The following is a 25,448-nucleotide window of genomic DNA, read 5'->3' on the forward strand; positions in this document are numbered from 1 at the left end:
CCCCCGAGCCTATCCGCACCGGATTTCGCTGGTCGGCGTTTCCCCACAGACGACGCGTCGTCGCAGGTGAGGCGCTATGGGGTGTGCAGCTGGGCGATGGTTGCGCGGAGGTGGGCGTGCAGTGGGCGCAGGATCGCCCGGTCGGCGCGCACTTCGATCACGCGTAAGCCGGGGGTCGGGGTGAGGGCCTCGGCGAGGGAAGCCGCGGAGTCGGCCACCGTGTGGGGCACGTGATAACCAGCACAAAGGCTGCGCAGGTCAGCGCCGTGCGGGGTGCCGAAGACGCGTTCGAAGCTGGCCGCGTGTTCGTCGGCGCCCTGTTCGAGCAGGGAGAAGATGCCGCCGCCGTCGTCGTTGAGGACGATCACCGTCAGGTTGGGGCGTTGCTCTTCGGGGCCGAGGAGCAGGGCGTTGAGGTCGTGCAGGAACGTCAGGTCGCCGATGAGGGCGTAGACCGGGCCGCCGGTGCCGATGGCGGTGCCCGCCGCCGTGGAGACGTTGCCATCGATGCCGGCGACGCCTCGGTTGGCGTGGATGGTGAGGTCGGCGCGGTGGTCGGCGGCGACGTCGACGTCGCGGACCGGGTTGGAGGAGCCGAGGAACAGGGTCGCGCCCGCGGGGAGGGCGGCGACCACGTCGCGGGCGACGTGCAGGCCGGTGGGCCAGGGCTGGTCGTCGAGGACGGAGTCGACGGCCTTGACGGCGGCTTTCTCCGCGGCGCGCCAGCCTGCGAGCCAGGTGGGGTCGTAGTCGGTGACGTGGGTGAGGTCATCGTCGTCGAGCCAGCCGCGGACATGGGTGGCGACGTACTGCGGGTCCGTCCACTGTGGATGGTCGCCGATGCCGTAGACCGGCGCCCGGTCCATCAGGCCGCGCACCCCCCGGGACAGGGTGGGCCTGCCGACGACGATCACCGCGTCCGGTCGCAGGTGTTCGGGCAGGGCGCCGCTCCCGAGGAGCAGCGGGCCGCGGCGCAGGACGTGGGCGCCGCCGATGACCGCGGCTGCCGCACCCACGGGTTCGGCGACTACCGGCCAGCCCGCCTTCGCCGCCACGGCCGCCGCCGACGCGGCGCGGGCCGGGTCGCCGCTGCCGACGACCATCAGGGAACGGGCGGGCAGGGGGAAGTCGACGCGGTTGCCGGGGACGGTGCGGGCGGCCGAGGAAGTGGTCCAGCGGGAGCCGTCGGGGCGGCCGTCGAGGGTGTCGGGCCAGTCGGCGGCGTCGGTGGGGACGAGCGGCTCGCGGAAGGGGATGTTGAGCTGCACCGGCCGCCCGGTCTCGGCGCGCGCGACGCCACGGCAGACCAGCCCGCGCCACACCGGGTTCAGCCCCGCGCGCGCCTCCGCGACCGGAAAGTCGACGGCGACGGCGGAGCTGCCGAAGATGTTGCGCTGGTCGATGGTCTGGTTGGCGCCGGTGCCGTGCAGCTCCGGTGGGCGGTCGGCGGTGATCAGGAGCAGGCCGATGCCGGAGTGGTGGGCTTCGAGGACGGCCGGGTGCAGGTTCGCGACGGCGGTGCCGGAGGTGCAGACCACGGCGGCGGGGCGGCCGGTGGCCTTGCCGATGCCGAGGGCGAAGAAGGCGGCCGACCGCTCGTCGACGCGGACATGCAGGGTGAGCGCCCCGGCCAACGACGCCTTGTGGAGGGCGAAGGACAGGGCGGCGTTGCGGGAGCCGGGGCACAGGACGATGTGCCGCACGTCGTTGCGCACCAGCTCGTCGACGACGACGGTCGCCATCGCGGTGGACGGGTTCACTCGACTCCATTCCGATCGACCACGAGCCGCCTGCCCGCGATCCCTGACTTGCGACTCGGAGGCGCGACCCTAGAGCCCGTGGCATCCGACCGAGACTTCGCTGACCAGCGACTAGCCGGCGCGAATGTTGAACTCACTCGCCCCGAAGGGCGACTCATTCGCCTGACAGGGCGACTCGCGATCACAACCCCAGAGGCCCCGGCACCCAAACGAAGGTTCACTGACCAGCGACCAGCCGCCGCGAATGGTGAACTCACTCGCCGGGAGGGGCGACTCATTCGCCTGACAGGGCGACTCGCGATCACAACCCCAGAGGCCCCGGCATCCGGTCGAAGGTTCGCTGACCAGCGGTGAGGCGGTGCCGGGCGAGCCCCCGCGAATCGTGAACTCGCTTGCCGGGAGGGGCGACTCGCTTGCCGGGAGGGGCGACTCGCTTGCCGGGAGGGGCGACTCGCTTGCCGGGAGGGGCGACTCGCTTGCCGGGAGGGGCGACTCGTTTGCCTGGCGGGGGGACTCGCGGGTGCCGACCGGGCACTCGGGGTCGCGAATGGTGAACTTGGGGTCGCGAGCGTGGGACTCGGGGTCGCGGAGGTGGGACTCGCGGGTGGGGTGGGGGTCACGGGAGGGTGGGGGCTGGGAACAGGACCTGCGTGCGCAACGCCCAGCGGGCTATGGAGGTGCCGGCGTCGGTGAGGCCTACGCGGCGGGCGTTCCAGTCGGCGTCGAGGGCGTCGAGGGTTCGTAGGGTTCTGAGGAAGCGGGAGCCTGCTTCGCGGGCGTGGGCTTCGCCCAGGGGGAGGCCCGCTGGGTCGGTCCACGAGTCTTCGGCGAAGACGTGGGCGATCTTGGCGAAGATGCGGTCCGGGGCCATCCGGTCTTCCAGGAGCAGCGCGCCGAGGGCTACTTCCTGGATGACGGCCATGGCGGGGCGGTCGGTGGCGACGATGGTCTCCCCCACGGCCATGAGCAGGGCGTCCGGGTCGTCGACGACGGTGTCGCCGCGGTCGGTGAGGAGGAGCCTGGGACCCGCGCGTTCGACCAGGCCGAAGTCGGTGGCCAGTTCCCGCAGGAGGCGGATCGGGGGCCAGGCGGACTCGCCGCGGCCCGACGCCGGGGTTTCGCGGCAGGTGGGCATGACGGCCGCGAGTTCGGCGACCAGGGCGGTGGGCAGGTAGCCCCGTTCGGTGAGGCGGGCGCCCTTGCCGCGGCAGGCGTCGAGGAGGGTTTCCAACGCTGGGAGGTCGTAGCCCGCGGCCTCGGGTGGCCTGCGGACTTCGGGGCGCAACCTGACGAGGACCTCGCGGCGGGTCTGGCTGCCGCGGCCGAGGATCCACGAGTCGAGGCGTTCGTCGAGGAGTTTGCCGAACCAGGTGTCCTCGCCGCTGGTGTCCGGGCTCATCAGCAGCCGCAGCACCAGCTCGACGCGTTCGGGGTCGTCGGTGGCGTCGGCGCGCAGGGTGCCCGCGTCGATGGCTTCCTCGAGCATGCGCCCGGCGGCGGCGCGGAGGGCCTGTTCGACGTCGCCCGCGTGGTCTGACCAGGTCAGGGTGGGTGGGTCGGGCGGGTAGACGCCGGAGGAGCGCCAGGCCCGCTCGACCAGGCCGCGGTAGCGGTCGTCGTCGCGGGCGGCGTCGAGGATGGCGTGGGTGGTCTCGTCGCGGCAGAGGCAGGCGTAGTCGCGGTGGCCGAGGAGGTCGAGCAGCTCGGCGAATGCCTCGCAGGTGTCGTGCAGGTCGTCGAAGGCCTCGGCGCCGTCGGGGCGGCGGGCGGCCAGCGGCAGCGTGCCCCACACCATCTGCTGGACCTCGTACTTGGTGACCTTGGTCGGGTGGGCCGCTGTCGCGCGCATCACCTGCCAGAGGGCGTGCGCGTGCTTCGCCGCGGTGTCGTCCCGCGCGCGAATCACTTCCAGAGCCGAGTCGAGGTCGTGCACACCCCCAGCTTTACACGGCGACCCCGAACCCCGCGAACGACTGTCCACAGGTGCGCCGGCATGCTCGCGGTGTGGCTGACCGCGATGTATCCGAGCTGTTCGACCCGGCGCAGTGGCGCGAGATCGACGGGTTCGACTTCACCGACATCACCTACCACCGCGCCGTGGACACGGGCGCCGTGCGGATCGCGTTCGACCGGCCCGAGGTGCGCAACGCGTTTCGGCCGCACACGGTCGACGAGCTGTACCGCGCGCTCGACCACGCGCGGATGAGCTCCGATGTCGGCTGCGTCCTCATCACCGGCAACGGCCCGTCCGCCAAGGACGGCGGCTGGGCCTTCTGTTCCGGCGGTGACCAGCGCATTCGTGGCCGCACCGGCTACCAGTACGCCTCCGGCGAGACCGCCGAGACGGTCGACCCGGCGCGCGCGGGCAGGCTGCACATCCTGGAGTGCCAGCGGCTGATCCGGTTCATGCCGAAGGTCGTCATCGCGGTCGTCCCCGGCTGGGCCGCGGGCGGCGGGCACAGCCTGCACGTGACGTGCGACCTGACCCTGGCCAGCACCGAGCACGCCCGGTTCAAGCAGACCGACGCCGACGTGGGCAGCTTCGACGGCGGCTTCGGCTCGGCGTACCTGGCGCGGCAGGTCGGGCAGAAGTTCGCGCGGGAGATCTTCTTCCTTGGCCGGACGTACACCGCCGATGACATGGTCAAGATGGGCGCGGTCAACCAGGCGGTGCCGCACGCGGAGCTGGAGGCGACCGCGCTGGAGTGGGCGCGGGAGATCAACGGCAAGTCGCCGACGGCGCAGCGGATGCTGAAGTACGCGTTCAACGCGATCGACGACGGGTTGGTGGGCCAGCAGATCTTCGCCGGCGAAACCACCCGGTTGGCCTACATGACCGATGAGGCCGTCGAGGGCCGCGACTCGTTCCTGGAGAAGCGGGACCCGGACTGGTCACGCTTCCCGTACTACTACTGATCGACCCGGCACGGCTGTGACCGGCGCGAGCGGGCGTGGCGGCGGCGGGGGTGGGTTAGTCGGCGGTGGCTGCTCGACGGTGGGCGGCCTTGCCTGCCAAGTACTGCTCGTGGTCCACGCACAGGCGGGACCACAGGACGTCTCGGCGGTCCGCGCCGATTTCCGGGAGGGACAGGCCGAAGACGTTGCCCAGCAGACCGAAGTAGTCGGCCCGGTCGTCGATCGTGGTGTGGGTGACGCCGGTCGCGGTGGTTTCCTTGTACAGGCGGCCGCGTAGTTCGCGGATGGTTTTGGCGTCGCGGTTTGACACCGTGACCACGCGGACGAAGCCGGATTCCGGGGACGTGCACAGGTGGTCGTGCTTGGCGAGGAAGTCCTCGACCTTCGCCTGCGCGGGCGCGAAGTCCATGCCGAGAAACGACCCGCGCCCATCGTGGTCGAGGCGCCAGCCGCCGGGGACGACCTCGGATGGGCGTAGCGCGAAGGTGTACGGCGCCTGCTCGTACACGCCCTCCACCAACGGGATCGGCTCGTGCAGGCCGTCGCCCAGGCCCGCGTCGACCATCCAGGGGCCGCCGTCGAGGCCCTGGACTTCGATCACCAGGTGGTTGGCGCTGGCGCCGGGCGCGTCACCCACAGCGCCCTGGACGCCGCCGACCCGCCAGTGGACGTCGAAGCCGAGCCAGTCGAGCAGGGTGCTGAAAGCGCCGTTGAGGTGGTAGCAGTAGCCACCCCGGCCGCGCAGGAGGTAGCGCAGGGAGTCCAGTGGCTCGACCGTTCGCTGCTCGCCGAGGGCGATCCACACCGTCTCGTACGGCACGCGTTCCACCTGGAGGCGGTGCAATTCGAAGAGGGTGTCCAGGGTCGCAGGCGGCGGGGTGCGTAAGCCGAGCCTTGTGAGATAGGCATCGCGCAGCGGCTCGTTCACCTGTCGCCCCCAGGTTTTGGTCATCGCCAGAGGCTAGTGGTGGAAACTGTGTATATGCACGACCTGCGAGTTCTCGATCCGGACACATCCGAGTTCATGAAGGCGCTGCGGGCGGCGCTGGACGGGTCGGGGCCCGCCGTGCTGCCGGTCGCCGCGGGGCAGTCCGCAGTGGACATGGCGCCGGACCACCCGCTGGAACCCGACACGGCGCTGATCGTGCGCACCTCCGGCTCCACCGGGACACCCAAGGGCGTGCTGCTGTCGGCGGCGGCGCTGCGGGCCTCGGCGGAGGCGACCCATGAGCGCCTCGGCGGGTCGGGGACCTGGCTGCTCGCGATGCCCGCCCACCACATCGCCGGTGTGCAGGTCCTGGTGCGGTCGATCGTGGCGGGCACCGAACCGGTGCGGATGCCCCGGACCGCGTTTCGCCCCAAGGTTTTCACCGAGTCGGCCTCGGACGCGCTCGGTTCGCTCGGCCCGGTCTACACCGCGCTTGTCCCGACCCAACTGGCCAGGATCGTCGAGGACGGCGGCGACGCCCTGGCCGCGCTGCGCGCCTTCGACGCCGTTCTGGTCGGCGGTGCCGCCGTGTCCGCCGCAACGCTGCTGCGTGCGCTCGACGCGGGCGTCCGCGTCCGCACCACGTACGGCATGTCCGAGACAGCGGGCGGCTGTGTCTATGACGGACTCCCGCTGGCAGGCGTGGGCGTGCGGATCGCCGACGGGGTGATCGAGCTGAGCGGCCCCATGCTGGCGAACGGCTACCGACTGGACCCGACGGCCACCGCAGAGTCCTTTGTAGACGGATGGTTTCGCACCTCGGACACCGGCGAGTTCCGCGACGGAGTGCTGCGCGTGTTCGGCCGGGTCGACGACATGATCAATACCGGCGGGGTGAAGGTCGCGGCGGCCGCTGTCGAGAATGTCCTTACCGCGCAGGGAAATGTCGCCGAAGCCTGTGTCGTCGGGGTGCCGGACGCGGAGTGGGGGCAGCGGGTCGTGGCGGCCCTGGTGCTGACGGGCGCGGTGGATGAGGACGAGCTGCGGTCTGCGGTGCGGGCCGAACTCGGTGCCCCCGCGGCACCCAAGGAATTCCGAGCCATGGACGCGCTACCGCTGATCGGGCCGGGGAAACCGGACCGGCGGGCGTTGGTCGAGATGTTCTGTTCCCAGGGCGGGAACGGCTAGCGCGATGGGGTGGAATCGGCGCGCGCGGACACCGGGCGGCACAAGAAGTCCCTAGCGTGTGGGGAATGGGAGCGAGAAACCGGGCTAGCGTGCGCGAGCTGGGCGATTTGTTGCGGGAACACCGGGAGGCGGCGGGGCTGACGCTGCGGGACCTCGCGCCGAAGTTGGGGCGGTCCATCGCGCATCTGCACCGGATCGAGACGGGGGTGCGCGGATGCACTTCGGAGACGGAGGTCGTGCACTACCTGGCGACCTGCGGGGCGCGGTATCAGGACGTGGAACGGCTGATCAAGGTGTGCCGAGAGGCCGCTGATGACCGGGGCTACTGGATCGCGCCGCACGGCCAGTGGATGACGGACTCGCTGCGATCCCTGATCTTCCATGAGGCAACAGCCGAGCGGTGCGTGAACTACGAACCCGAGGTGATCCCGGGACTCCTCCAAACCGAGCCCTACATCCGCTCGCTCTTCGCGCGGGAGGACATCTCGGAATCCGATCGCGACGCATGGGTGCGCGCGAGGATGGAACGACAGCGAATCCTGTTCCGCAACAACCCGGCGAAGTTCACGTTCTTCGTGCACGAACGGGCGTTGCGGCTGGAGGTCGGCGACTACCGGACCATGGCGGAGCAACTGCTCGCGATGGTGTTCTTCTCCGACCAACGCAACATCACCATCCGCGTGGTGCCTTCGGCGACCCGGCATCGGGGACTCTTCGGAGGTTCGTTCCTGCTGCTCACCTACCCCCGGTTCCGATCACTCGTCTTCCTCGATGGCCTGGTGACGGGCCTGTTCATCGAAGATCCCGAGTATGTGACTGCCTACCGTTCACTCCTTCCGCAGATAGCCAAGGCGGCGCTGAGTGCGGGAGAATCCCGGGTGCTGTTCGCCGAACTGGCGGACGAGTACGACCGGGCGGAAGGCAGCTGGGATGACGAGTGCCAGGTGGCGCAAGAGCAGCTTTAGCAGCGGTTCGCAGAACAACTGCGTCGAGGTGTCCCTAGCAGTGGAACACGCGCGCGTGCGCGACTCGAAGAACGCGACCGGGCCAATCCTCGCTGTGAACGCCCAAACCTGGCAGGCCCTCCTCCGATGGGTCGAATAAGGATCAGTGACTGAGGCCGACAGCCTCCCGCCGCTGGGCCTCGGTGAGGGCGACTCCCTCCACGTTCGCGCCGGTGAAGTCCGCCTTCGACAGGTCGGCGCGGGTGAAGTCGGCCAGGGCCAAGTTGGTCGCCATCGTGTACTTGCCGCCCGTGCGGGTGTCGAGTTCGGCCGAGGTGAACTTGGTCGACGCCAGCTGGGCCCCGGTGAAGTCCGCGCCGATCATGCTCGAGCTGGTGAACACGGTGTTCCAGAAGATGGACTCGCGCAGCTTCGTTCTCCACAGCAGGGACCGGCCGAGGTCGGCGTCGTTGAAGTTGGCGTTGCCGAAGTCGAGGCTGCTGAGGTTCGCTCCGCGTAGGCAGGTCTTCGACAGGTCCAGCCGATTGACGCTGTCGAACTTCGTGGCACGCCTGCCGATGACGGTGAGGGCCGACTGGACATCGACGGCCAGGACCGGTTCCGCGACGAGCACCTGCGGACACGAGGACAGCGGAGCCTGGGTGCGGACGAACGCGGTCAGGATCTCCATGATCGTGGAGTGGTCGCGCGGCGAGTCCTGCGCGAGCCGTTCGAGGGCGTAGATGCCGCCGTGGCGCACGGTGAGCTTCTCGGAGGCGAGCTGCTCGACGGCCTTGCCGAACCGGTCGGTGACCTGCTGGGTGCCGCTCGCCTGGAGCGACTGGTTGGTGAAGTACAGGGCGGCGATGGCGGCGATCGCCGTCAGCAGCGACGCGAGCGTCGTCCATTCGAAGGTCCGCGGTCTTCGTTCCATAGTTCGATGATCGCGAACCTTCGCCGGGATGTCACCGGGTCTGGCCGTGGCTGAGCAGGTCACCGGGCTGGCAGTCGAGCACCGCGCACAGCCTGCTCAGGGTGCTGAACCGGACCGCCCGCGCCCGGCCGTTCTTGAGCACCGACAGGTTCACCAGCGAGATCCCCGCCCGGTTCGACAGTTCGGTCAGGGTCATGCCGCGCTCGGCCAGAACCCGGTCGAGGTGAACGGTGATCTCGTGGTGGTCCGTCACACCGTCCACGCGAGGTCCTCCCGCATCCGGGCGCTGATCCGCAGGACGCGGGCGAACGAGATCAGCAGCGTGCCCAGGAAGATCGCCAACACCGAGAGCTCGGCGTCCCATACCCACGTCCCGGTGAGCGGCCATTCGAGCATCGACTGCAGCAGACCGCGACGGGCCCAGGCCTCGGCGACGGCGGCGAGGACGCTGCCGCCGATCACCACCCAGCCGATGATCCGCAGCCGTGTGGCGAACCGGTCGGTGAGGACGCCGTGCCGCCGACCGGCGCGGAACATGGCCATGGCAAGAGAAAGCGCGCCCGCGAACACGAGGAAAGACGGCAACTGCGTCCCGACCAGCAGGGCACGCTGGCCGGCCGACGGGGACTGCGTACAGAGGTTCACGGAGCCGACGTTCGCCCGCACGCCCGGTGCGGATTCGGGCACGAGACTCTCCTCGGTCGACCTGACCGGGACACCCTGACTCGCCTCCGCGCACACGCTGTCGCTCCCGAGGCCGAACAAGGAACCCGACCCCCAGATCGTCGCGGCCACAGTGATCGCGGTGACGGCCACGATGAAAGCGAACACGATCGTCACCCACGTCTGGATCGGATCCAGCGGATTCTTGGTCATCGCCACCCCCGGGTTATCGTTTGTCGATAACAACGATAATCGATAAACCCGGGCCTGTCGCCCCCCTCTTCCGACCCGTCAACAAAGATGGGGACATGGCGACAGTCGCGGAATGGGTCCAGGGCGCACGGGTGCGGACGCTGCCGAACTCGGTCGCACCGGTGTTGGTCGGTGCGGGCGCGGCGGCGGCGCTGGACGGGTTCTCCTGGTGGAAGTCGCTGCTCGCGCTGGTGGTGGCGTTGTCGCTGCAGGTCGGGGTGAACTACGCCAACGACTACTCCGACGGCGTGCGGGGCACCGACGACAACCGGGTCGGGCCGCTGCGGCTGGTCGGATCCGGGGTGGCGACGCCGTCCTCGGTGAAGCTGGCGGCGTTCGCGTGCTTCGGCATCGGCGCGGTGGCCGGACTGGTGCTGGTGATCGCGAGCAGGCAGTGGTGGCTGCTGGGCGTCGGCGCGCTCTGCATCGCGGGGGCCTGGTTCTATACCGGCGGTTCGAAGCCGTACGGGTACTCCGGGTTCGGCGAGGTCGCGGTCTTCCTGTTCTTCGGACTCGTGGCTGTCCTTGGCACGCAGTACATCCAGGCCGGAACGGTCAGCTGGACCGGTCTCGCCTGCGCGGTCTCGATGGGGACCTTCTCCGCGGCGGTGCTCGTCGCCAACAACCTCCGCGACGTGCCGACCGACCGGGTCGCGGGCAAGACCACCCTGGCCGTGCGGCTCGGTGAGCCACGGACGCGGGTGCTCTACGCGATCCTCGTGGCGATCCCGTTCCTGATCAGCATCGTCCAGGTGATCCAGACCCCGGCGGCGCTCGCGGGCCTGCTCGCCGCGGTCCTGATCGTGGCCCCGCTCAAACTGGTCCTCGGCAAGGCGACCGGGCCCGCGCTGATCCCGGTGCTCAAGCAGACCGGGCTCGCCATGCTGGCCTGGGCGGTCATCACCGCGCTGGCCGTCGGGCTCAGCTAGCCGCGGCCCGCGCCTTGGCGAAGGTGTTGCGCAGCACCGCCAACAGCGCGTCGCGCACGGAGAGCTTCTCGCGGGCGTCGAACATGATCAGTGGGACCTCGTCGGCGATGGCCAGCGCCCAGCGGATGTCGTCCGGGTCGTGGGCGAGTTCGCCGCCGAACATGTTGACCCCCACCACGAACGGCAGGCCGGCCTTCTCGAAGTAATCGACCGCCGGGTAGCAGTCGTCCATCCGTCTTGTGTCGACGATGACCAACGCGCCCAACGCGCCGCGCACGAGGTCGCCCCACATGAAGCCGAAGCGGTCCTGGCCGGGGGTGCCGAACAGGTACAGCTTCACCTCTTCGTCGATGGTGATGCAGCCGAAGTCCATGGCCACGGTGGTGGTCGTCTTCGCCGGGACCGCGCCCGCCTGGTCGACCTGCGCGCCGACAGAGGTGATGGCGGCTTCGGTCGTCAGCGGCGAGATCTCCGAGATGGCGGCCACCGCGGTGGTCTTGCCGACGCCGAACCCGCCGGCAATGACGATCTTGACCGGTGCCGGCGGACGCTGCTGGCGCTCAGCGGATGGCTTCGAGTCCACGAATGACCCTTTCGATCATGCTGAGATCCTGGGCCGGGGTCGCGCCCGGCCGCCGGAGGACGACGTATCCGAGTTCCGCGAGATCGGCCACCAACACCCTGGCCACCCCGATGTGCAGCTTGAGCGACGCGGCGATCTCAGCGACGGACATGGTCTTGCGGCACAGCGCGATGATCTCCCGCCGCTCGAAGGCGAGGTCGGAGTGCGCCGCGGTGCCGAGGCTGCTGGACATCACCTGCGCCTCGATCTCCAAGGTGTCGTCCACCGGCTTGGCCCGACCCGCGGTGAGCAGGTAGGGCCGCAGCGGCGAGACGTCCGGTCGGCTATCCGACACTGTTCTTGAGCTCTTCGATCAGCTGCGGGGTCAGCACGGCGCTGGCCCGGTTGGCGAACATCGCCATCTCGTAGGCGATCGTGCCCAGGCTCGCCTCCTTGGTGGCGAGCACGCCGAGCGAGCAGCCGATGCTGATCGTGCAGACCAGCAGGTAGCCGCGCTCCAACTCGATGATCACCTTGTCCGGCTGGCCGAGCGGGTGGCTGTCGGACACACCGTTGGCCAGCCCGAGCATCGCCGAGGAGATGGCCGCGAGCCGGTCGGCGTTGGCCCGCATCAAGTCCGCGGACATCGCGATCAGCAGGCCGTCGGCGGACACCGCGATGGCGCCGATGGCGCCCGCGGTGTTCTGGGTGAACCTGCTGACCAGCCAGTTGAAGTTCTGCGCGTCTGCGCTGATCGCGGGGGCCGGCGGCCTGCTCATCTTGTGCTCTCTCTCCTCGGACTCGCCCCTGGGTGTCGGGCGGTTTCCTGGGGGGTGACGTTATCCGTAACTATCGCCGCTTTCGCCAGTCCCATGGCGTATTTGTCGAACGCGGCCCGTTCGGACTCGGGGTCTCGGCTGCGCCAGGCCCGCACCGCCGGAGGCGCGGACGCGAAGGCGGCCGGACGCAGGCCCGGCGCGAGGTTCTCGCCGGGAACCCGCCTGCTCAGCCCGCCGCGCGCGGACGACGGCGGCGGGTCGGCGGCGCGGGCGAACGCGCCGTGGAAGTCGTCGAGCGCCGTGCGGGCGGCGTCCGGGTCGTGCACCGGTCTGGTCTGTCGGGGCGCGGGGGGCGCTGGGGGCGCACCGGGCAGCTGGGCGCCCGCGACCCGGCGGTTCAGGCCGCCGCGCGACTCGGGGGGTCGGGCGTCGGCCTGGATGAAGCCCGTGTGGAAGTCGTCCATCGCGGCGCGCGCGGCTTCCGGGTCCCGCTGGGCGGGTTGGGTCGCGGGCTTCGGGGGCACGGGGTTCGGGGTGTCGCCGGCGAGCTGGGCGCCCGCGACTCGGCGGCGGAGGCCGCCGCGCTCCGCTTCCGCGGGCCGCAGTGCGGGCGGTGCGGGCTCGGGCGCGGGCTGGGCCTGGTCGCCGGGGAAGGTGGGGAACCAGAAGAACCCGTCGGTCGGGGTGGCGGGCGGGATCTGGAAGTCCGGCATCAGCGGGACCACCGGCTGGTGCGCGGGCTCCGGTTCCACGACCCGGCGCAGATAGGAGTCGACCGCGATGTAGACGCGCGCGGTCACACCGCCGCCCGGCGTGGAGTCCAGCTCGACGCGCAGCGAGTGCCTGCGGGCGAGCCGACCGACCACGAACAGGCCGAGCACGGTGGTCGGGACGATGTCGAGCCGCTCACGCTCGACCAGGCGCCGGTTCTCCTCGGCCAGCTTCTCCGGCGGCAGGCCGATGCCGTGGTCGACGATCTCGATCACGGCGGTGCCGTCGGTCTGGAACCTGGCGCCGACCTCGACGGTCGTGTCCGGCGGGGAGAACGACGTCGCGTTCTCCATCAGCTCGGCGAACACCAGCACCAGGTCGGCGCCGATGTCCGCGGCGAGGGTGACGTCGGAGATCGACCCGAGCTGGACCCGTTGGTACTCCTCGATCTCGGCCAGCGCGGACCGCAGCGCGGTGGACAGCTCGATCGGCCCGGACAGCCTGCCCCGGTCGGCCGTGCCCGCGACGACGAGGAGGTTGTCGGCGCTTCGGCGCAGTCGGGTGGAGACGTGGTCGAGCCGGTAGAGCCGTTCGAGGAGCCGGACGTCCTGCTCGTCGCGTTCGAGTTCGTCGACCAGGGCCATCTGCCTGCCGACGAGGTTCTGCGTGCGCTGCGCGACGTTGACGAACATCAGGCTGACGTTGCGGCGGGTGAGGGCCTGCCGTTCCACCAGCGAGGACGCGGTGGTCTGCACGCGGTTGAACGCGACGGCGAGCTTGCCGATCTCGTCGTCGCTGGCGACCTCGATCTCGGCGAGCCGGGGCGCCTGCACCTCGGCGACCTCGGTGTCGGTGACCCGGACCAGCTCGGTCTCGGCCAGGTCGGCAACGGAGGTGGCGGCGTCGGTGAGTCTGCGCAGCGGGTCGGAGATCGAGCGGCTGACCCGGATCGCGAGGACGGCGACCAGCATGAACAGCAGTGCCGCGCCGAGGCCGACGCTGTGCGCCAGCAGCCCGGCGTCCGACGCGCGGTCGGTGGCGGCCGTGGTGACCTGCTCGGTCACCTTGTCCTGGGCGACCCGGCGCATCCGCGAGTGGTTCTGCACGGCGGCGAGGGCGTCGAAGATGAACGACTCGCCCGCGTTGGCGTTGGGGTCCAAGGGCAATCGCGCGGCCAAGGCGGCCACCTGGCGGGCCACGTCGCCCTGGTCGACGGCGACGACGATGCCCGCGTGCTCGACGTCGGCCTGCTGGACGAACCGCTCGGTCAGCATCCGGGCCTGCGCGGAAGCCTTGTCCAGCAACACCTGCCCGGTGGTCGGGTCGAGCGCGGTGGCGATGATCGCCATGCCGTAGAGCTCGTTCTCCTCGTTGGCCCGCAGCAGCGAGTCCAGCACGGTGAGCTGGCGGGTGCCCTCGGCGTCGCTGGTTCGCTGCGGCACCAGGCGAAGCGCGTCGAGGATCGCGCCGATGACGGCGTGGTAGGTGCGGGCCACCGCGTCCGGCGAGACGCCCCGGCGCAGCGCGCTCTGCCGCAGCTCACGCAGCGAGCCGATGCGCACCAAGGCGGACGCGAGTTCCTCGGTGTTCTCGCCTTGCAGCGAGTCGAGAGCGGCGGCGGCCGCGGTGTCGACGGCCCGCTGCTGGCGGACCAGGTCGGTGTTGTCCCCGCTCGCCGACGCCAGGTAGCCGGCGGTGAGCAGGCGTTCGCGCTGCAACTCCCACACCAGGCCACCGAAGTCCCTTGCCCGGCCCGCGATATCGGCGGTGCGGCTGGCGGAGCGGGCGTCGTCGACCCCGCCCGCGACGAACGGGACGGCCACGAGGACCACCGCGGTGAGCGGGACCAGGAGCAGGACGTTGAGCCTGCCGCGGATGCCGAGCCTGCTCAGGATTCCTAGAGTCACCGTCCACCTGCCGTCGCCCGGGCGGTGTAGGCCCGGTGTTGGGCGCGGACGATGTCCTCGATCGACGCGCGCAGGGCCAGGAAGTCGGGGTGGCGCTTGACATCGAGGTCGCGGTCCTCGGGCAGCGCCACGGTGATGTCGGCGGCGACCCGGCCGGGGTCGCACGCCAGGACGACCACCCGGCCGCCGAGGAACACGGCTTCCTCGACGTCGTGGGTCACCATGAGCACGGTGGTGCCGGTGTCTTTCCACACCTGGCGGACGAGGACCTGCATGTCCTCTTTGGTCTGGACGTCGAGCGCGCCGAAGGGCTCGTCGAGCAGCAGGACCTCGGGCTCGCACGCCAACGCGCGGGCGATCGCGACCCGCTGCTGCTGACCGCCCGAGAGCTGCTTGGGCAGCGCGTGCCGGAAGTCGGTCAGGCCGGTCTCGGCCAGGTGCCAGTCGACCCGGGCGGCGCGGTCCTCTGGCGTGATCGGGAGCAGCTCCAGTCCGAAAGCGACATTGCGCTCGACCGTGCGCCACGGGTACAGCGTCCCCGCCTGCGGCACCAGCCCCCGGTCCGGCCCGGGGCCGGTGACGTCGGCGCCGTCGAGGGTGATCTGGCCCTCGGTCGGCACGTCGAGCCCGGCGACGAGCGAGAGCAGGGTGGACTTGCCCGAGCCGCTCGCGCCGACGACGCACACGAACTCGCCGGAGGCCACGCGGAGATCGACTCCGTGGAGCGCGCGGAGGTTCCCATAGGACTTGCCGACGCCCGAGAGTTCCAACTTCATCCGGTCCACCGCCCGACCTTGTTGCGCAGCAGGCGAAGCACGACGTCGATCAGCACCCCGCAGAGACCGATGACGACGAGCACCGCGAAGATCTTGTCGGTCTGCAGGAACCGCTGGGAGCGCACGATCCGGTAGCCGAGGCCCTCGGTCGAGTTGACGAGTTCGGCGACCACCACGAAGTTCCACGCGGCGGCGGCGTTGACCCGGGCCGCGTCGATGATCCCGGGCAGCGAGTGCGGCACGATCACCTTGCGCAGCACCTCGCCCCGGCGGGCGCCGAGGGTGTACGACACGTCGATGAGCGGGCGCGGCACGCCGCGCACGACGTCGGCGACCATCAGCGTGTTGAAGAAGACCGTGCCGATGAACAGCAGGGCGACCTTGGACGGCTCGCCCAGGCCCATCCAGATGATCAGCAGCGGGATGAACGCGCTCGCGGGCAGGTAGCGCAGCACGCTGATCAGCGGCTCGAACAGCGCCTGCCCCGCCCGGAACGTTCCCATCACGATCCCGATCGGCACCGACACCGCCACGGCCAGGCCGAACCCGAACAACACCCGCTGGACGGTGGCCCAGAGGTCGGCGAAGAGCTCGCCGGACTCGGCCATGCCGATGCCCGCCGCGAGCACCGCGCCCGGTGAGGGCAGGAACCGCGACGGGACAACGCCGGTCGCCGCGAGGACCACCCACGCGAGGAACGGCACGGCGAGCGAGAGCACCGCCAGGGTCAGCCGCGACCGGCGGGAGATCGGGGCCCGGATCGTGAACAGCGGCGAGGTCCGGCCGGGGCGCGGCCTGCGCGGCAGCGGGCGCCATCCCTCCCGGCCGGACGGGGAGGGACGGCTGGTGTCGGTCGCCTCGGCGCCGACGACGAGCGGACTCACTCGGGGACCGCCTTGACGAACCGGTCGTCGAGCAGGCCGTCGAGGATCGGACGTTCCTTGACCAGGCCGGTGGCGAGCATGAAGTCGATGATCTTGCCCGCCTGGTAGTTCAGGTGCGACGGCGTGGTGCCGGGAGTGAAGGCGTCGAGGTTCTGCTGCCGGGTGAAGATCGTGGTGCCCGCGTCGTAGGTGCGGTACTCGTCGGCGGTCACCCCGCCGCGCTTGGCCATGATGTCGGTGGCCGGGCCCTTGTTGTCCCTGATCCACTTGACCGTCTCGAACCAGGTGTTCACCAGGCCCTGGACCTCGGTGGGGTGGTCCTTGACGAACTCGGCGGTGAACACCAGGTGGTCCGGGATCGCGCCGGGGAACTCCGCGGAGTTGGCGACGGCCCGGCTGCCCGGACGTTCGAGCGCCACGCTGGTGAAGGGCGCGAACGCGCCGACCGCGTCGACCTGTCCCGCGGCGAACGCGGCGGCCGCGGCGTCGGTGGCCAGCGGGACCAACTCGATGTCCTTCTCGGTCAGCTTGGCCTCGGCCAGCGCGAGGAGGAGCAGGTAGTGGTCGACGGTGCCCTGTTCCACGGCGACCTTCTTCCCGCGGAGATCGGCGACGCTGACGATCCCCTCCGCGGCGATGATCTTGTCATTGCCGGTGGAGTTGTCGTTGACCAGGACGATCTTCTGCTGGGCGCCGCCGCTGACCGAGGCCAGCGTGTCGTTGAGGGTCTGGCTGTTGGCGTCGATCGCGCCGGTCGCCAGGGCGTTGAGGCTGTCGGTGTAGCTGTCGAAGTACTTCAGCTCGACGTTCACACCGTTCTTGGCGAAGAACCCCTGCTCCTGCGCGACCTGCCACGGGAACCAGCCGGGCCACGCGCTGAAGCCGAGCGTCACCTTCGTCCCCGACTCGGCGGCGGGCGACGAGCACGCCGTCAGGCCGGACGCGACGAACAGGCATAAGACAGCGGCGATCAGCCTGCGGGCCGAACTGGACTTCACTGCGCACTCCAGGGGAAGACGAACGGAAACGGCGGCTAGTCGGCCGACTATCGCGCGGCGAAATACAGCAATTCACTCTGGGAAGAAGTGGGAATGCATTCGTCCACACTAGAGTCGACGCCGGACTCCGTCATCAAACATCCCCGTCCAACCCGATGAACCTCCGCCGTACCGAACCCTAACGGGGTACGGGACCGGCGACCAGGCACCGGACAGTGGATCTCACCCGATCGGACTATCAGCGCTAAAGCATGTCACTATGCGCAATTATCGACTTATTAGCGAGAACGCGCCCGCGCCGCCCGGAAAGTGACCGGGATTACTGCCCACTCCCGCCGTTTAGGGGTTGCGCGCAGGCTGATTCCGTCTTCTACGAATTACCAGCAATAGAATGGGAACGGAGATGAGAAGTGACGCGCCGGTGAAGAACAGCGGGTGCCGGGTGATCAACCGCAGGTCGGCGGCCCGCCCGGTCCACACCGTCAGACCGCCCTGGCATTTGATCATCGCGCCACCCGGGAACCAGGGGCGCAACTCGGTCACCGCGCCGAACGCGCCTTTGCTCGATCCGATCTCCACGGCCTCCTCGGCGCCGCCGTCGGGCGTGACCGTGCAGCCGCGCGCTCCGGCCTTGCGTTGCACCGCGATCGTGTCGCCGGTCCACTGGTAGATCGCCGGGTCACGCACGGTGCCTGACACGTACGTCCCGCTGAACGCTCCGACGGCGTAGACCGCCGCATAGAGCGCCAGCAACGCCACCGTCAGCGCGAGTGCCCGCTTCACCAGGCGTCTTCGCGGAGCACGATGCCCTCATCGCCGTCATCGTCCGAGCGACCGGAACGCGACCGGCCCGCCTCGATGACCTCGTCGACCGAGTGGCCTTCCTCCAACAGCGCGTAGGCCTGCCGCAGCTGCGGCAGCCCGGACTCCAGCGCCTCCCGCACCCCCGGCTCCCCCGCCGCCCGGCCGCTGGTGATGTCGCGCCAGGTCAGCTCGCCCGCGTCGATCCGGGCCTGCAGGTCGCGCAGCGCCTGGGGCGCGTCGGCGCCGCGGGCGTGCTCGGAGATCGCCTTGATGTCCTCATCGCTGAGGCCGTCCTGCGGCTTGTCCGCGAACTGCTTCTCGACGCTGGCCAACGTCGCGTCGAGCGTCGCCAGCGCGACGTCGAGGCTCGCCTCGGCCTCGCGGAGCCGGACGCTCTTCCAGTCGTCGTTCATCGCGTTCCTCCGGTGGGCACCGGTGTGCCCTGGCGGTTCTGGGTCGACGGGTCCGGGCGGTTCGCCTCCGCCCGGTCGTCCTGGTACTGGCCGTAGTGCTGGTAGCCCTTGTAGCCGTTCTTGGCCGCGCCGACCCCGCCCTTGCCGACGTCCTTCGCGCCCCCGGAGACCGAGGCCGCGCCGTCGCTGATGTCGCCCTTGGCGTCGGAGATGTCGTTGGCCGAGTTGATGGCGTCGTTCAGGTTACGGACGTCTTTGATCTTCATCAAAGCCGAGCCGAGGTCGCGGACACCGCTGACGACGGTCTGGCAGCCCTCGATGATCTGCTCGATGCCGCGGATGATCTGCATGACCGCGTTGTAGATCTCGATGGCGTCGATGACCATCTTGACCGCGCGCGCCCACCCGACGACCGGGATCGGCATCAGCGCGATCGCCTCGATCAGCTTGTTGACCAGCTTCTTGATCAGCTTCAGCGCGAGCTCGCAGGCCTTCTTCGAGGCCTCGGCGACCTTCTCGAACGCGGTGCCGACAAGCTTCGCGGCCTGCGCGTCGGCCTCGATGCCGACCGTCCACACAGTACGGATCAGCAGCTCGAACTTCTGCGCGGCGTCGCCGTCCCAGTGCGGGTCGAGCTCGTCGAGGCCGGTGTTGAGGTTGTCCCGAACCGACTGCAGCGCCTCGGAGATGTTCTCCCACTGCTTGCCGGTGGCGGAGATCTTCTCGAAGTCGCCGGTGATCGGGGTGATGATCGAGCTCACGAGGTCGTCGCCGACGACCTGCTCCCAGATCCAGTTGACGACCTGGACCTGCGCGCCCGCGTCACGGATCGCGTCCTCGATCTTCAGTCCGCCCGCGATGGTGTCGGCGTTGTTCAGCGCGACGGTCGGGTCGACCGCGTCGTCGTAGCTCATCGCGCACCTACCGTCGGGACGCCACTGGCGGCGGCGGACCGCTGACCGTCCACAGTGGTCATTCGACCGCAGGACGTGCGGTCGGCGGTCTCATACGCGGCGGCCGCGCTTTCCAGCGAGGACTGGACGTTGCCCAGCTTGTCGTTGGCGAACTGGAGGGTCTCGCCGTAGAGGCCGACGACGCCGTCGACCACAGGAACGAGCAGGCTCAGCAGGCCGGTGAAGCCGCTGGTGTCGCCACCCTTGCTCCGGGCGTGGTCCTCGATCGTCTTGAAGTGGCCCGCGTTGCGGCCGAGCAGACCCGCGTAGCCGCGCAGCTGCTCCGGCTCGACCTTGAACTGTTCGCCCATCGGTGGTGCTCCTGACGTGTCCCGCGCTCGGCGTGTGTCCCAGGGTTGACGGCCGCCTCCGGACGTCGGTTCCCACCGGGTGTCAGGGCTTTTCAGTTGCGAATTGGCGGGAGACTGTCCTCATGCCACTCGCCGGTGGCCAGGAAGTGCCGCAGGAACTCCTGATACGGCTCGATGTCGAGTCCCTGGGCGGCGACCCACGCGTCGTCGTAGTAGGTGTGCGAGTAGCGCTCGCCGCCGTCGCACAGCAGGGTCACCACGCTGCCGGACACCCCGGCCGCCCGCAGTTCGGCGATGATCTGGAACGCGCCCCACAGGTTCGTGCCGGTCGACCCGCCCGCGCGGCGGCCGATCAGCTCCTCGACGACCCGGATGACCGCGATCGACGCCGCGTCCGGCACCTTGATCATCCGGTCGATGACCTGGCCGAGGAACGACGGCTCGACCCGCGGCCTGCCGATGCCCTCGATGCGCGAGCCGCGGCTGCCGGTCAGGTCCGGCTCGGTGTCGCGCCAGGCGTCGAAGAACACCGAGTTCTCCGGGTCGACCACGGCCAGGCGGGTGTCGAGGGCGCGATAGCGGATGTAGCGGCCGATGGTCGCGCTGGTGCCGCCGGTGCCCGCGCCGACCACGACCCACGCGGGCTCCGGGTTCGGCTCCTTCGACATCTGCTCGAAGACGGACTCGGCGATGTTGTTGTTGCCCCGCCAGTCGGTGGCCCGCTCGGCGTGGGTGAACTGGTCGATGTAGTGCCCGCCGAGCTCGTCGGCCAGCTTGCGCGACTCGGCGTAGATCTGGCCGGGCTCGTCGACGAAGTGGCAGCGCCCGCCCTGGCGCTCGATCAGCGCGATCTTCTCCGGGCTGGTCGTGCGCGGCATGACCGCGATGAACGGCAGGCCCAGCATCCGGGCGAAGTACGCCTCCGACACCGCCGTCGAGCCCGAGGACGCCTCGATGACCGGGGTGCCGTCGACGATCCAGCCGTTGCACAGGGCGTAGAGGAACAGCGAGCGGGCGAGGCGGTGCTTGAGCGAGCCGGTCGGGTGGGTGGACTCGTCCTTGAGGTAGAGCTGGACGTTCCACTCCAGCGGCAGCGGGAACGGCAGCAGGTGCGTGTCGGCGCTGCGGTTCGCGTCCGCCTCGATGATCTTGATGGAGCGGCAGACCCAGTCCCGGGTCTTGGCGCTGCAGCGGTCGACGGCGGTCATCGCGCGAGCAGGACGAGCACGAGCGCGATGGCCGCGGGCACCGTCTGGACGTACAGGATGCGCAAGGACACCGTCGCGGCGCCGTAGAGACCGGCGATCATCACGCAGATCAGGAAGAACACCTGGAACGACAGCGAACCCGCGGCCAGGCCGTAGAACAGGCCGGCGGCCAGGAAGCCGTTGTAGAGCCCCTGGTTGCCCGCCAGCATGGCGGTCTCGGCGGCGAACTCGTGCGAGGTCCCGAAGGTCCGGCGGCCGAGCGAGGTGTTCCAGAGGAACATCTCCAGCACGAGGATGTAGACGTGGATCAGGCCGACGAGCCCGACCATGACCTTCGCGGCGGTGTCCATCTCAGTCCTCATCCGGTTCTTCGCCGCGCAGCTCCGCCCGGAGGCGGTCGCGTTCTGCGTAGCGGTCAGCGAGGCCCGCGGTGACCCGGTCGTTGAGGCTTCGGAACAGCAGCATGCCCAGCGGGAACCCGACGACCACGGCGATGGCCACCGACACCAGCAGCGGGAGGTCGAAAAGCACCAGGATCCCCGTCACGGCGCCGACCAGGGCGACCCGCGCGAGGGTGTAGAGAGCGATGTCGCGCCCAAGGTGCGCGCCGGGCTTGTCCTGCACGGGCTGGACGTTACTCGGCATGGGCGCTTTCCTCATCGACGGTGTTCGGCCTGCCCTCGAACCGGGTCGACAGCACCACGGTCGACCTGGTGCGCGCGACACCCTTTATCCGGCGCAGCCTGCTCAGCGACCGCTCCAGGTCGTCCACAGTAGCCACGCGGACCTTGACCACGAAGGACTCGTCGCCCGCGACCCGGTAGCAGGACTCGACCTCGTTCAGCTCGGCCAGGGCGTCGGCGACGTCCTCGTCGTCGGCGGTGTCGGTCGGGTGGATGGAGACCAGGGCGGTGACGTCGAGTCCGACCGCGCGCGGGTCGACCATGGCGTGGTAGCCGGTGATGACGCCCGCGGACTCCAGTTTGCCGACCCGCTCGTGCACAGCCGACGCGGACAGGCCCACCTGCCTGCCGAGATCGGCGTAGGTGACGCGGCCGTTGGTACGCAGGGCCGCGATGATTCGGCGATCGACAGTGTCCACGGCGAAAGCCTACGATGCCGGCCCCGGGTGTCCGAACCGGCCGTTTTGTCCCTTACTACCTCTTTACCATCACCCAACCGTTCGAGTACCCGACGGGCGAGATGCCACGATGATCCCGTTGGTCGACTATCAAGGAGGCGGCGAAGGTGACCGTTGGCCACGTGGGGGAACGCCTGCTCACCCCGGGGGAAGTGGCGGCCCTGTTCCGGGTCGACCCCAAGACCGTCACCCGGTGGGCCACGGCGGGCCGCATCGGGTCCATCCGCACCCCCGGCGGACACCGCCGGTTCCGCGAGACCGAGGTCCAGGCACTGCTGGCCGAGCTGACGACCGAGGCGACGGAGCACGTGGAGCACGCGTGACCTGCGCGTCCCCAAAATCCGGACAAACCGGCTAACCTCGTGTTCTAGGCTTTTCGGAGGTGCCTCAATGACTTACCTGCTGGCTGCTGTCGGCGCGATCACGATCGCGGTGCTGATGTGGAAGGCCTTCGGCCCACGCGCGGCCGAAGCCACCACCACGCGCACCTCGATCGCCCCCGACGACGACCCCGACTTCCTCCGCAAACTGGGCGAGAAGCACCGCAAGCCCCCCGCCGAAGACCCACCCGCCTAACCCGCGAGTCGCCCCTCCAGGCAACCGAGTCGCCCCTTCCGGCAACTGAGTGCACCCTTCGGGCAAGTGAGTTCGACATTCGCGCACTAGTGCCCGGCAACCGATGGACTGGTTGCCGGGCACTTGTGCTGCGCGAACGGTGGACCCGGTTGCCTGGTGGGTGAACTCGCTTGCCGGAGGGGGCGACTCGGATGCTTGGCGGGTGAACTCAGTTGCCGGAGGGGGCGACTCGGTTGCCCTGGCGACTCACCTGCCGGAGGGGGCGACTCGGTTGCCCTGGCGACTCACCTGCCGGAGGGGGCGACTCGGTTGCCCTGGCGGGCGACTCACCTGCCGACGGGACCACCCGCTCACCCCTGGCGACCAACTCACCTACCGGACGGGACCACCCGCCCACCCCGGCGAGCAACTCGCTTGCCGGAGGGGCGACTCAGTTGCCGGAAGGGACCACCCGCTCACCCCGGCGAGCAACCCGCTTGCCGGACGGGGCGACTCAGTTGCTCGGCGGGTGAACTCAGTTGCCGGAAGGGACCACCCGCTCACCCCGGCGAGCAACCCGCCTGCCGGACGGGGCGACTCAGTTGCTCGGCGGGTGAACTCAGTTGCCGGAAGGGACCACCCGCTCACCCCTGGCGAGCAACCCGCTTGCCGGACGGGGCGACTCAGTTGCTCGGCGGGTGAACTCAGTTGCCGGAAGGGACCACCCGCTCACCCCTGGCGAGCAACCCGCTTGCCGGACGGGGCGACTCAGTTGCTCGGCGGGTGAACTCAGTTGCCGGAAGGGACCACCCGCTCACCCCTGGCGAGCAACCCGCCTGCCGGACGGGGCGACTCAGTTGCTCGGCGGGTGAACTCAGTTGCCGGAAGGGACCACCCGCTCACCCCGGCGAGCAACCCACCTGCCGGACGGGGCGACTCAGTTGCTCGGCGGGTGAACTCAGTTGCCGGAAGGGACCACCCGCTCACCCCGGCGAGCAACCCACCTGCCGGACGGGGCGACTCAGTTGCTCGGCGGGTGAACTCAGTTGCCGGAAGGGACCACCCGCTCACCCCTGGCGAGCAACCCACCTGCCGGAGGGGGCGACTCAGTTACTTGGCGGGTGAACTCAGTTGCCGGAAGGGACCACCCGCTCACCCCTGGCGAGCAACCCACCTGCCGGAGGGGGCGACTCAGTTACTTGGCGGGTGAACTCAGTTGCCGGAAGGGACCGCCCGCTCACCCCGGCGAGCAACTCGCTTGCCGGAGGGGGCGACTCAGTTACTTGGCGGGTGAACTCAGTTGCCGGAAGGGGCCACTCGGTTGCCCCGGCGGGCGACTCGCTTGCCGGGGGGCGCGAACGTTGAAACCACTTGCCTGGCGGGGCGACTCGGTTGCCTGGTGGGGCGACTCGCGGTTAGCGGGGGAAGTCGTCGGCTACGGTGGCGGCCATTTCGAGGAGGGCCAGGCGGGTTTCGGGGGCCAGGCGGTCCAGTTCGATCTCCGCGCCCTCTTCCAGGTGCGGGTCGAACGGGATGCGGCAGACCGCGCGGCAGCGGGATCCGAAGTGCTGGGCCAGCTTGTCCAGGTCGACCGAGCCCGACTTCGGGCGCACCGAGTTGATCACCGCGACGGAGCGGGAGACCAGGTCGCGGTAGCCGTGGGCGTCGAGCCAGTCCAGGGTGGCCGAGGCGCTGCGGGCGCCGTCGACCGAACCGGACGAGACGATCACCAGCGAGTCCGCGATGTCGAGGACACCCTTCATCGCCGAGTGCATCAGTCCGGTGCCGCAGTCGGTCAGGACGATGTTGTAGAAGTGCTCCAGCAGAGTCACCGTGCGCCGGTAGTCCTGCTCGCTGAACGCCTCCGACACCGCCGGGTCCTGCTCGCTGGCCAGCACCTCAAGGCGCGACGGGCCCTGCGAGGTGTAGGCGCGGATGTCGCTGTAGCGGCGGATCCGGTCGGCGTCGCGCAGCAGGTGGCGGACGGTGGCGGTGGTCTCCAGCGGGATCTTCTGGCTCAGGGTGCCGCGGTCGGGGTTGGCGTCAACCGCGATGACCCGGTCGCCACGCAGCGACGAGAACGTCGAGCCGAGGGTGGTCGTCGTGGTGGTCTTGCCGACGCCGCCCTTGAGGCTGAGCATGGCGATCTTGTAGCACCCGCGCAGCGGCTGGTTGACCCGGCCGATGAGCTCACGCCTGCGCACGTCCGTCGGGCTCTCGCCCGGGTTGATCAGGTGGCCGCTGGCCACGAAGACAGCTTTGCGCCAACCGGACTGCGGCGCGCGCTTGTTCTGCTTGATCAGGCGGGCGGAGGACAGGTCGTGGCCGTGGCCGCCGTCCTGGGGCCTGCCCGCCTGCGGGTAGCCGTACTGCTGGCCCTGCGGGTAGGACTGGCCCACCTGGTGCGGGCCGGACTGTCCGGGGTTCACGTGGTGCGGACCGGACTGACTCGGGTTCACGTTGTGGGGACCCGACTGGTTCGGGTTCACATAGTGCGGACCCGACTGGCTCGCGCTCACCTGGTGGGGACCCGACTGGCCCGGGTTCACGTTGTGCGGGCCCGACTGGTTCGGGTTCACATAGTGGGGGCCGGACTGGCTCGGGTTGACCTGGTGGGGGCCGGACTGGCTCGCGCTCACCTGGTGCGGACCCGACTGTCCCGGGTTCACCTGATGGGGACCCGACTGGCTCGGATTCACCTGGTGCGGCCCCGACTGACCGGCGTTGACCTGGTGCGGACCGGACTGGCTCGCCTCGGCGGCGGACGACGCCTCCGGGTGGCCGGTCGAGTCCGTCGCGGCGTCCTCGTCCAGGTGGCTCACGCCCAGCTCCGCGGACGGGCCGAAGTCGTGCCCGTCGCCCTGGGTCTCAGGACCGTTGTTCGGCGGCCGCCAGGCCAGGTCCGACTCTTCTCGGCGTCCAGTCACCCGTG

General features: G+C 70.0%; 29 protein-coding genes. 7 read left to right on the forward strand and 22 right to left on the reverse strand.

Translation table 11 applies throughout. The annotated features are described in order from the left end of the window. Window positions 1-74: 74 nt before the first annotated feature. Complete coding sequence (gene menD / locus C8E96_RS05615; protein ID WP_091382851.1) at window positions 75-1,760, reverse strand: 2-succinyl-5-enolpyruvyl-6-hydroxy-3-cyclohexene-1-carboxylic-acid synthase; 1,686 nt, start codon at window positions 1,758-1,760, stop codon at window positions 75-77. A 616-nt stretch (window positions 1,761-2,376) separates the two neighbouring features. After that, entirely contained in the window at window positions 2,377-3,693 is a 1,317-nt protein-coding gene (locus C8E96_RS05620; protein ID WP_091382852.1) for a hypothetical protein, read from the reverse strand. 71 nt (window positions 3,694-3,764) lie between these two features. Here C8E96_RS05620 and C8E96_RS05625 point away from each other — a divergent pair, with 71 nt between their 5' ends. Next, on the forward strand, window positions 3,765-4,676 hold the full coding sequence (locus C8E96_RS05625; protein WP_091382854.1) for a 1,4-dihydroxy-2-naphthoyl-CoA synthase: 912 nt from the start codon (window positions 3,765-3,767) through the stop codon (window positions 4,674-4,676). Window positions 4,677-4,731: 55 nt separating this feature from the next. On the opposite strand, the gene C8E96_RS05630 is transcribed toward C8E96_RS05625, so the two are convergent. Then, on the reverse strand, window positions 4,732-5,628 hold the full coding sequence (locus C8E96_RS05630; protein ID WP_091382856.1) for an arylamine N-acetyltransferase family protein: 897 nt from the start codon (window positions 5,626-5,628) through the stop codon (window positions 4,732-4,734). A 30-nt stretch (window positions 5,629-5,658) separates the two neighbouring features. On the opposite strand from C8E96_RS05630, the gene menE reads away from it, so the two are divergent. From menE to C8E96_RS05645, 3 genes are all read left to right on the forward strand, one after another. After that, entirely contained in the window at window positions 5,659-6,792 is a 1,134-nt protein-coding gene (gene menE, locus C8E96_RS05635; protein ID WP_091382858.1) for an o-succinylbenzoate--CoA ligase, read from the forward strand. An 89-nt stretch (window positions 6,793-6,881) separates the two neighbouring features. Then, window positions 6,882-7,757, forward strand: a complete 876-nt coding sequence (locus C8E96_RS05640) for a helix-turn-helix domain-containing protein (RefSeq protein WP_166657884.1) — start codon at window positions 6,882-6,884, stop codon at window positions 7,755-7,757. Continuing rightward, window positions 7,723-7,896: a DUF397 domain-containing protein gene (locus C8E96_RS05645; RefSeq protein ID WP_091382862.1), complete on the forward strand. Its 174-nt coding sequence runs from the start codon at window positions 7,723-7,725 to the stop codon at window positions 7,894-7,896. The genes C8E96_RS05640 and C8E96_RS05645 overlap by 35 nt, the downstream gene beginning before the upstream one ends. A 3-nt stretch (window positions 7,897-7,899) precedes the next feature. On the opposite strand, the gene C8E96_RS05650 is transcribed toward C8E96_RS05645, so the two are convergent. From C8E96_RS05650 to C8E96_RS05660, 3 genes are read right to left on the reverse strand one after another with little or no spacing between them, the layout of a single operon-like run. Continuing rightward, entirely contained in the window at window positions 7,900-8,670 is a 771-nt protein-coding gene (locus C8E96_RS05650; RefSeq protein ID WP_091382865.1) for a pentapeptide repeat-containing protein, read from the reverse strand. A gap of 31 nt (window positions 8,671-8,701) precedes the next feature. Continuing rightward, a complete protein-coding gene (locus tag C8E96_RS33870) occupies window positions 8,702-8,932 on the reverse strand; it encodes a helix-turn-helix domain-containing protein (protein ID WP_267463808.1) in 231 nt (76 codons plus the stop codon). After that, a complete protein-coding gene (locus C8E96_RS05660) occupies window positions 8,920-9,546 on the reverse strand; it encodes a DUF2975 domain-containing protein (RefSeq protein ID WP_133794201.1) in 627 nt (208 codons plus the stop codon). The genes C8E96_RS33870 and C8E96_RS05660 overlap by 13 nt, the downstream gene beginning before the upstream one ends. 95 nt (window positions 9,547-9,641) lie before the next feature. Between C8E96_RS05660 and C8E96_RS05665 the strand changes: the two genes are divergently transcribed. Continuing rightward, window positions 9,642-10,514: a 1,4-dihydroxy-2-naphthoate polyprenyltransferase gene (locus C8E96_RS05665; RefSeq protein WP_091382869.1), complete on the forward strand. Its 873-nt coding sequence runs from the start codon at window positions 9,642-9,644 to the stop codon at window positions 10,512-10,514. Here C8E96_RS05665 and C8E96_RS05670 read toward each other — a convergent pair. The 15 genes from C8E96_RS05670 to C8E96_RS05740 all read right to left on the reverse strand — a co-directional run bounded on the left by C8E96_RS05670 (window position 10,507) and on the right by C8E96_RS05740 (window position 21,922). Next, window positions 10,507-11,097 (reverse strand): GTP-binding protein, encoded by a 591-nt coding sequence (locus C8E96_RS05670; protein ID WP_091382871.1) that lies wholly within the window; start codon window positions 11,095-11,097, stop codon window positions 10,507-10,509. The two genes, C8E96_RS05665 and C8E96_RS05670, sit on opposite strands and share 8 nt — an antisense overlap. Next, window positions 11,075-11,431, reverse strand: a complete 357-nt coding sequence (locus C8E96_RS05675; protein WP_091382873.1) for a DUF742 domain-containing protein — start codon at window positions 11,429-11,431, stop codon at window positions 11,075-11,077. Before C8E96_RS05675 ends, C8E96_RS05670 begins: the two co-directional genes overlap by 23 nt. Next, a complete protein-coding gene (locus C8E96_RS05680) occupies window positions 11,421-11,855 on the reverse strand; it encodes a roadblock/LC7 domain-containing protein (protein WP_091382875.1) in 435 nt (144 codons plus the stop codon). Before C8E96_RS05680 ends, C8E96_RS05675 begins: the two co-directional genes overlap by 11 nt. Further along, entirely contained in the window at window positions 11,852-14,473 is a 2,622-nt protein-coding gene (locus tag C8E96_RS05685; RefSeq protein ID WP_091382877.1) for a sensor histidine kinase, read from the reverse strand. The genes C8E96_RS05680 and C8E96_RS05685 overlap by 4 nt, the downstream gene beginning before the upstream one ends. Further along, the gene (locus tag C8E96_RS05690) at window positions 14,470-15,249 is read right to left on the reverse strand and encodes an ABC transporter ATP-binding protein (protein WP_091382880.1); all 780 of its coding nucleotides are present in this window, start codon (window positions 15,247-15,249) and stop codon (window positions 14,470-14,472) included. Before C8E96_RS05690 ends, C8E96_RS05685 begins: the two co-directional genes overlap by 4 nt. Next, entirely contained in the window at window positions 15,246-16,133 is an 888-nt protein-coding gene (locus C8E96_RS05695; RefSeq protein WP_091382883.1) for an ABC transporter permease, read from the reverse strand. The genes C8E96_RS05690 and C8E96_RS05695 overlap by 4 nt, the downstream gene beginning before the upstream one ends. Next, a complete protein-coding gene (locus C8E96_RS05700) occupies window positions 16,130-17,131 on the reverse strand; it encodes an ABC transporter substrate-binding protein (protein WP_228770224.1) in 1,002 nt (333 codons plus the stop codon). The genes C8E96_RS05695 and C8E96_RS05700 overlap by 4 nt, the downstream gene beginning before the upstream one ends. 339 nt (window positions 17,132-17,470) lie before the next feature. Then, window positions 17,471-17,914 (reverse strand): hypothetical protein, encoded by a 444-nt coding sequence (locus tag C8E96_RS05705; protein ID WP_091382885.1) that lies wholly within the window; start codon window positions 17,912-17,914, stop codon window positions 17,471-17,473. Then, a complete protein-coding gene (locus C8E96_RS05710) occupies window positions 17,911-18,348 on the reverse strand; it encodes a hypothetical protein (RefSeq protein ID WP_091382887.1) in 438 nt (145 codons plus the stop codon). The genes C8E96_RS05705 and C8E96_RS05710 overlap by 4 nt, the downstream gene beginning before the upstream one ends. Continuing rightward, complete coding sequence (locus C8E96_RS05715; protein ID WP_091382890.1) at window positions 18,345-19,262, reverse strand: WXG100 family type VII secretion target; 918 nt, start codon at window positions 19,260-19,262, stop codon at window positions 18,345-18,347. Before C8E96_RS05715 ends, C8E96_RS05710 begins: the two co-directional genes overlap by 4 nt. Then, window positions 19,259-19,612: a hypothetical protein gene (locus C8E96_RS33875; protein ID WP_228770225.1), complete on the reverse strand. Its 354-nt coding sequence runs from the start codon at window positions 19,610-19,612 to the stop codon at window positions 19,259-19,261. Before C8E96_RS33875 ends, C8E96_RS05715 begins: the two co-directional genes overlap by 4 nt. Before the next feature lie 92 nt (window positions 19,613-19,704). Beyond that, window positions 19,705-20,820 (reverse strand): L-cysteine desulfhydrase Cds1, encoded by a 1,116-nt coding sequence (gene cds1 / locus C8E96_RS05725; RefSeq protein WP_091382891.1) that lies wholly within the window; start codon window positions 20,818-20,820, stop codon window positions 19,705-19,707. Beyond that, a complete protein-coding gene (locus tag C8E96_RS05730; protein WP_091382894.1) occupies window positions 20,817-21,170 on the reverse strand; it encodes a DUF1304 domain-containing protein in 354 nt (117 codons plus the stop codon). The genes cds1 and C8E96_RS05730 overlap by 4 nt, the downstream gene beginning before the upstream one ends. A gap of 1 nt (window position 21,171) precedes the next feature. Next, window positions 21,172-21,465, reverse strand: coding sequence for a DUF4229 domain-containing protein (locus C8E96_RS05735; protein WP_091382896.1), 294 nt, complete (start codon window positions 21,463-21,465; stop codon window positions 21,172-21,174). Beyond that, window positions 21,455-21,922, reverse strand: coding sequence for an Lrp/AsnC family transcriptional regulator (locus tag C8E96_RS05740; RefSeq protein WP_091382898.1), 468 nt, complete (start codon window positions 21,920-21,922; stop codon window positions 21,455-21,457). Before C8E96_RS05740 ends, C8E96_RS05735 begins: the two co-directional genes overlap by 11 nt. A gap of 146 nt (window positions 21,923-22,068) precedes the next feature. Between C8E96_RS05740 and C8E96_RS05745 the strand changes: the two genes are divergently transcribed. Both C8E96_RS05745 and C8E96_RS05750 read left to right on the forward strand, forming a co-directional pair. After that, window positions 22,069-22,284 (forward strand): BldC family transcriptional regulator, encoded by a 216-nt coding sequence (locus tag C8E96_RS05745; protein WP_166657885.1) that lies wholly within the window; start codon window positions 22,069-22,071, stop codon window positions 22,282-22,284. Between the two features lie 67 nt (window positions 22,285-22,351). Continuing rightward, window positions 22,352-22,537 (forward strand): hypothetical protein, encoded by a 186-nt coding sequence (locus tag C8E96_RS05750; RefSeq protein ID WP_091382902.1) that lies wholly within the window; start codon window positions 22,352-22,354, stop codon window positions 22,535-22,537. Window positions 22,538-23,931: 1,394 nt separating this feature from the next. Here C8E96_RS05750 and C8E96_RS05755 read toward each other — a convergent pair. After that, window positions 23,932-25,443 carry a MinD/ParA family ATP-binding protein gene (locus tag C8E96_RS05755; RefSeq protein ID WP_228770383.1) on the reverse strand — a complete coding sequence of 504 codons (1,512 nt, stop codon included), beginning with the start codon at window positions 25,441-25,443 and terminating at the stop codon, window positions 23,932-23,934. Between the last annotated feature and the right edge of the window lie 5 nt (window positions 25,444-25,448).

Origin of the sequence: Actinokineospora alba, assembly GCF_004362515.1 — a bacterium.
Lineage (GTDB): Bacteria > Actinomycetota > Actinomycetes > Mycobacteriales > Pseudonocardiaceae > Actinokineospora > Actinokineospora alba.

Bases quoted from the DNA above. Each gene is read 5' to 3' on its own strand.
- C8E96_RS05660 (WP_133794201.1), bottom strand. From the start codon at position 9,546: ATGACCAAGAATCCGCTGGATCCGATCCAGACGTGGGTGACGATCGTG.
- C8E96_RS05710 (WP_091382887.1), bottom strand. From the start codon at position 18,348: ATGAACGACGACTGGAAGAGCGTCCGGCTCCGCGAGGCCGAGGCGAGC.
- C8E96_RS05735 (WP_091382896.1), bottom strand. From the start codon at position 21,465: ATGCCGAGTAACGTCCAGCCCGTGCAGGACAAGCCCGGCGCGCACCTT.
- C8E96_RS05730 (WP_091382894.1), bottom strand. From the start codon at position 21,170: ATGGACACCGCCGCGAAGGTCATGGTCGGGCTCGTCGGCCTGATCCAC.
- C8E96_RS05680 (WP_091382875.1), bottom strand. From the start codon at position 11,855: ATGAGCAGGCCGCCGGCCCCCGCGATCAGCGCAGACGCGCAGAACTTC.
- menE (WP_091382858.1), top strand. From the start codon at position 5,659: ATGCACGACCTGCGAGTTCTCGATCCGGACACATCCGAGTTCATGAAG.
- C8E96_RS05715 (WP_091382890.1), bottom strand. From the start codon at position 19,262: ATGAGCTACGACGACGCGGTCGACCCGACCGTCGCGCTGAACAACGCC.
- cds1 (WP_091382891.1), bottom strand. From the start codon at position 20,820: ATGACCGCCGTCGACCGCTGCAGCGCCAAGACCCGGGACTGGGTCTGC.
- C8E96_RS05630 (WP_091382856.1), bottom strand. From the start codon at position 5,628: ATGACCAAAACCTGGGGGCGACAGGTGAACGAGCCGCTGCGCGATGCC.
- C8E96_RS05750 (WP_091382902.1), top strand. From the start codon at position 22,352: ATGACTTACCTGCTGGCTGCTGTCGGCGCGATCACGATCGCGGTGCTG.
- C8E96_RS33875 (WP_228770225.1), bottom strand. From the start codon at position 19,612: ATGGGCGAACAGTTCAAGGTCGAGCCGGAGCAGCTGCGCGGCTACGCG.
- C8E96_RS05690 (WP_091382880.1), bottom strand. From the start codon at position 15,249: ATGAAGTTGGAACTCTCGGGCGTCGGCAAGTCCTATGGGAACCTCCGC.
- C8E96_RS05650 (WP_091382865.1), bottom strand. From the start codon at position 8,670: ATGGAACGAAGACCGCGGACCTTCGAATGGACGACGCTCGCGTCGCTG.
- C8E96_RS05645 (WP_091382862.1), top strand. From the start codon at position 7,723: ATGACGAGTGCCAGGTGGCGCAAGAGCAGCTTTAGCAGCGGTTCGCAG.
- C8E96_RS05665 (WP_091382869.1), top strand. From the start codon at position 9,642: ATGGCGACAGTCGCGGAATGGGTCCAGGGCGCACGGGTGCGGACGCTG.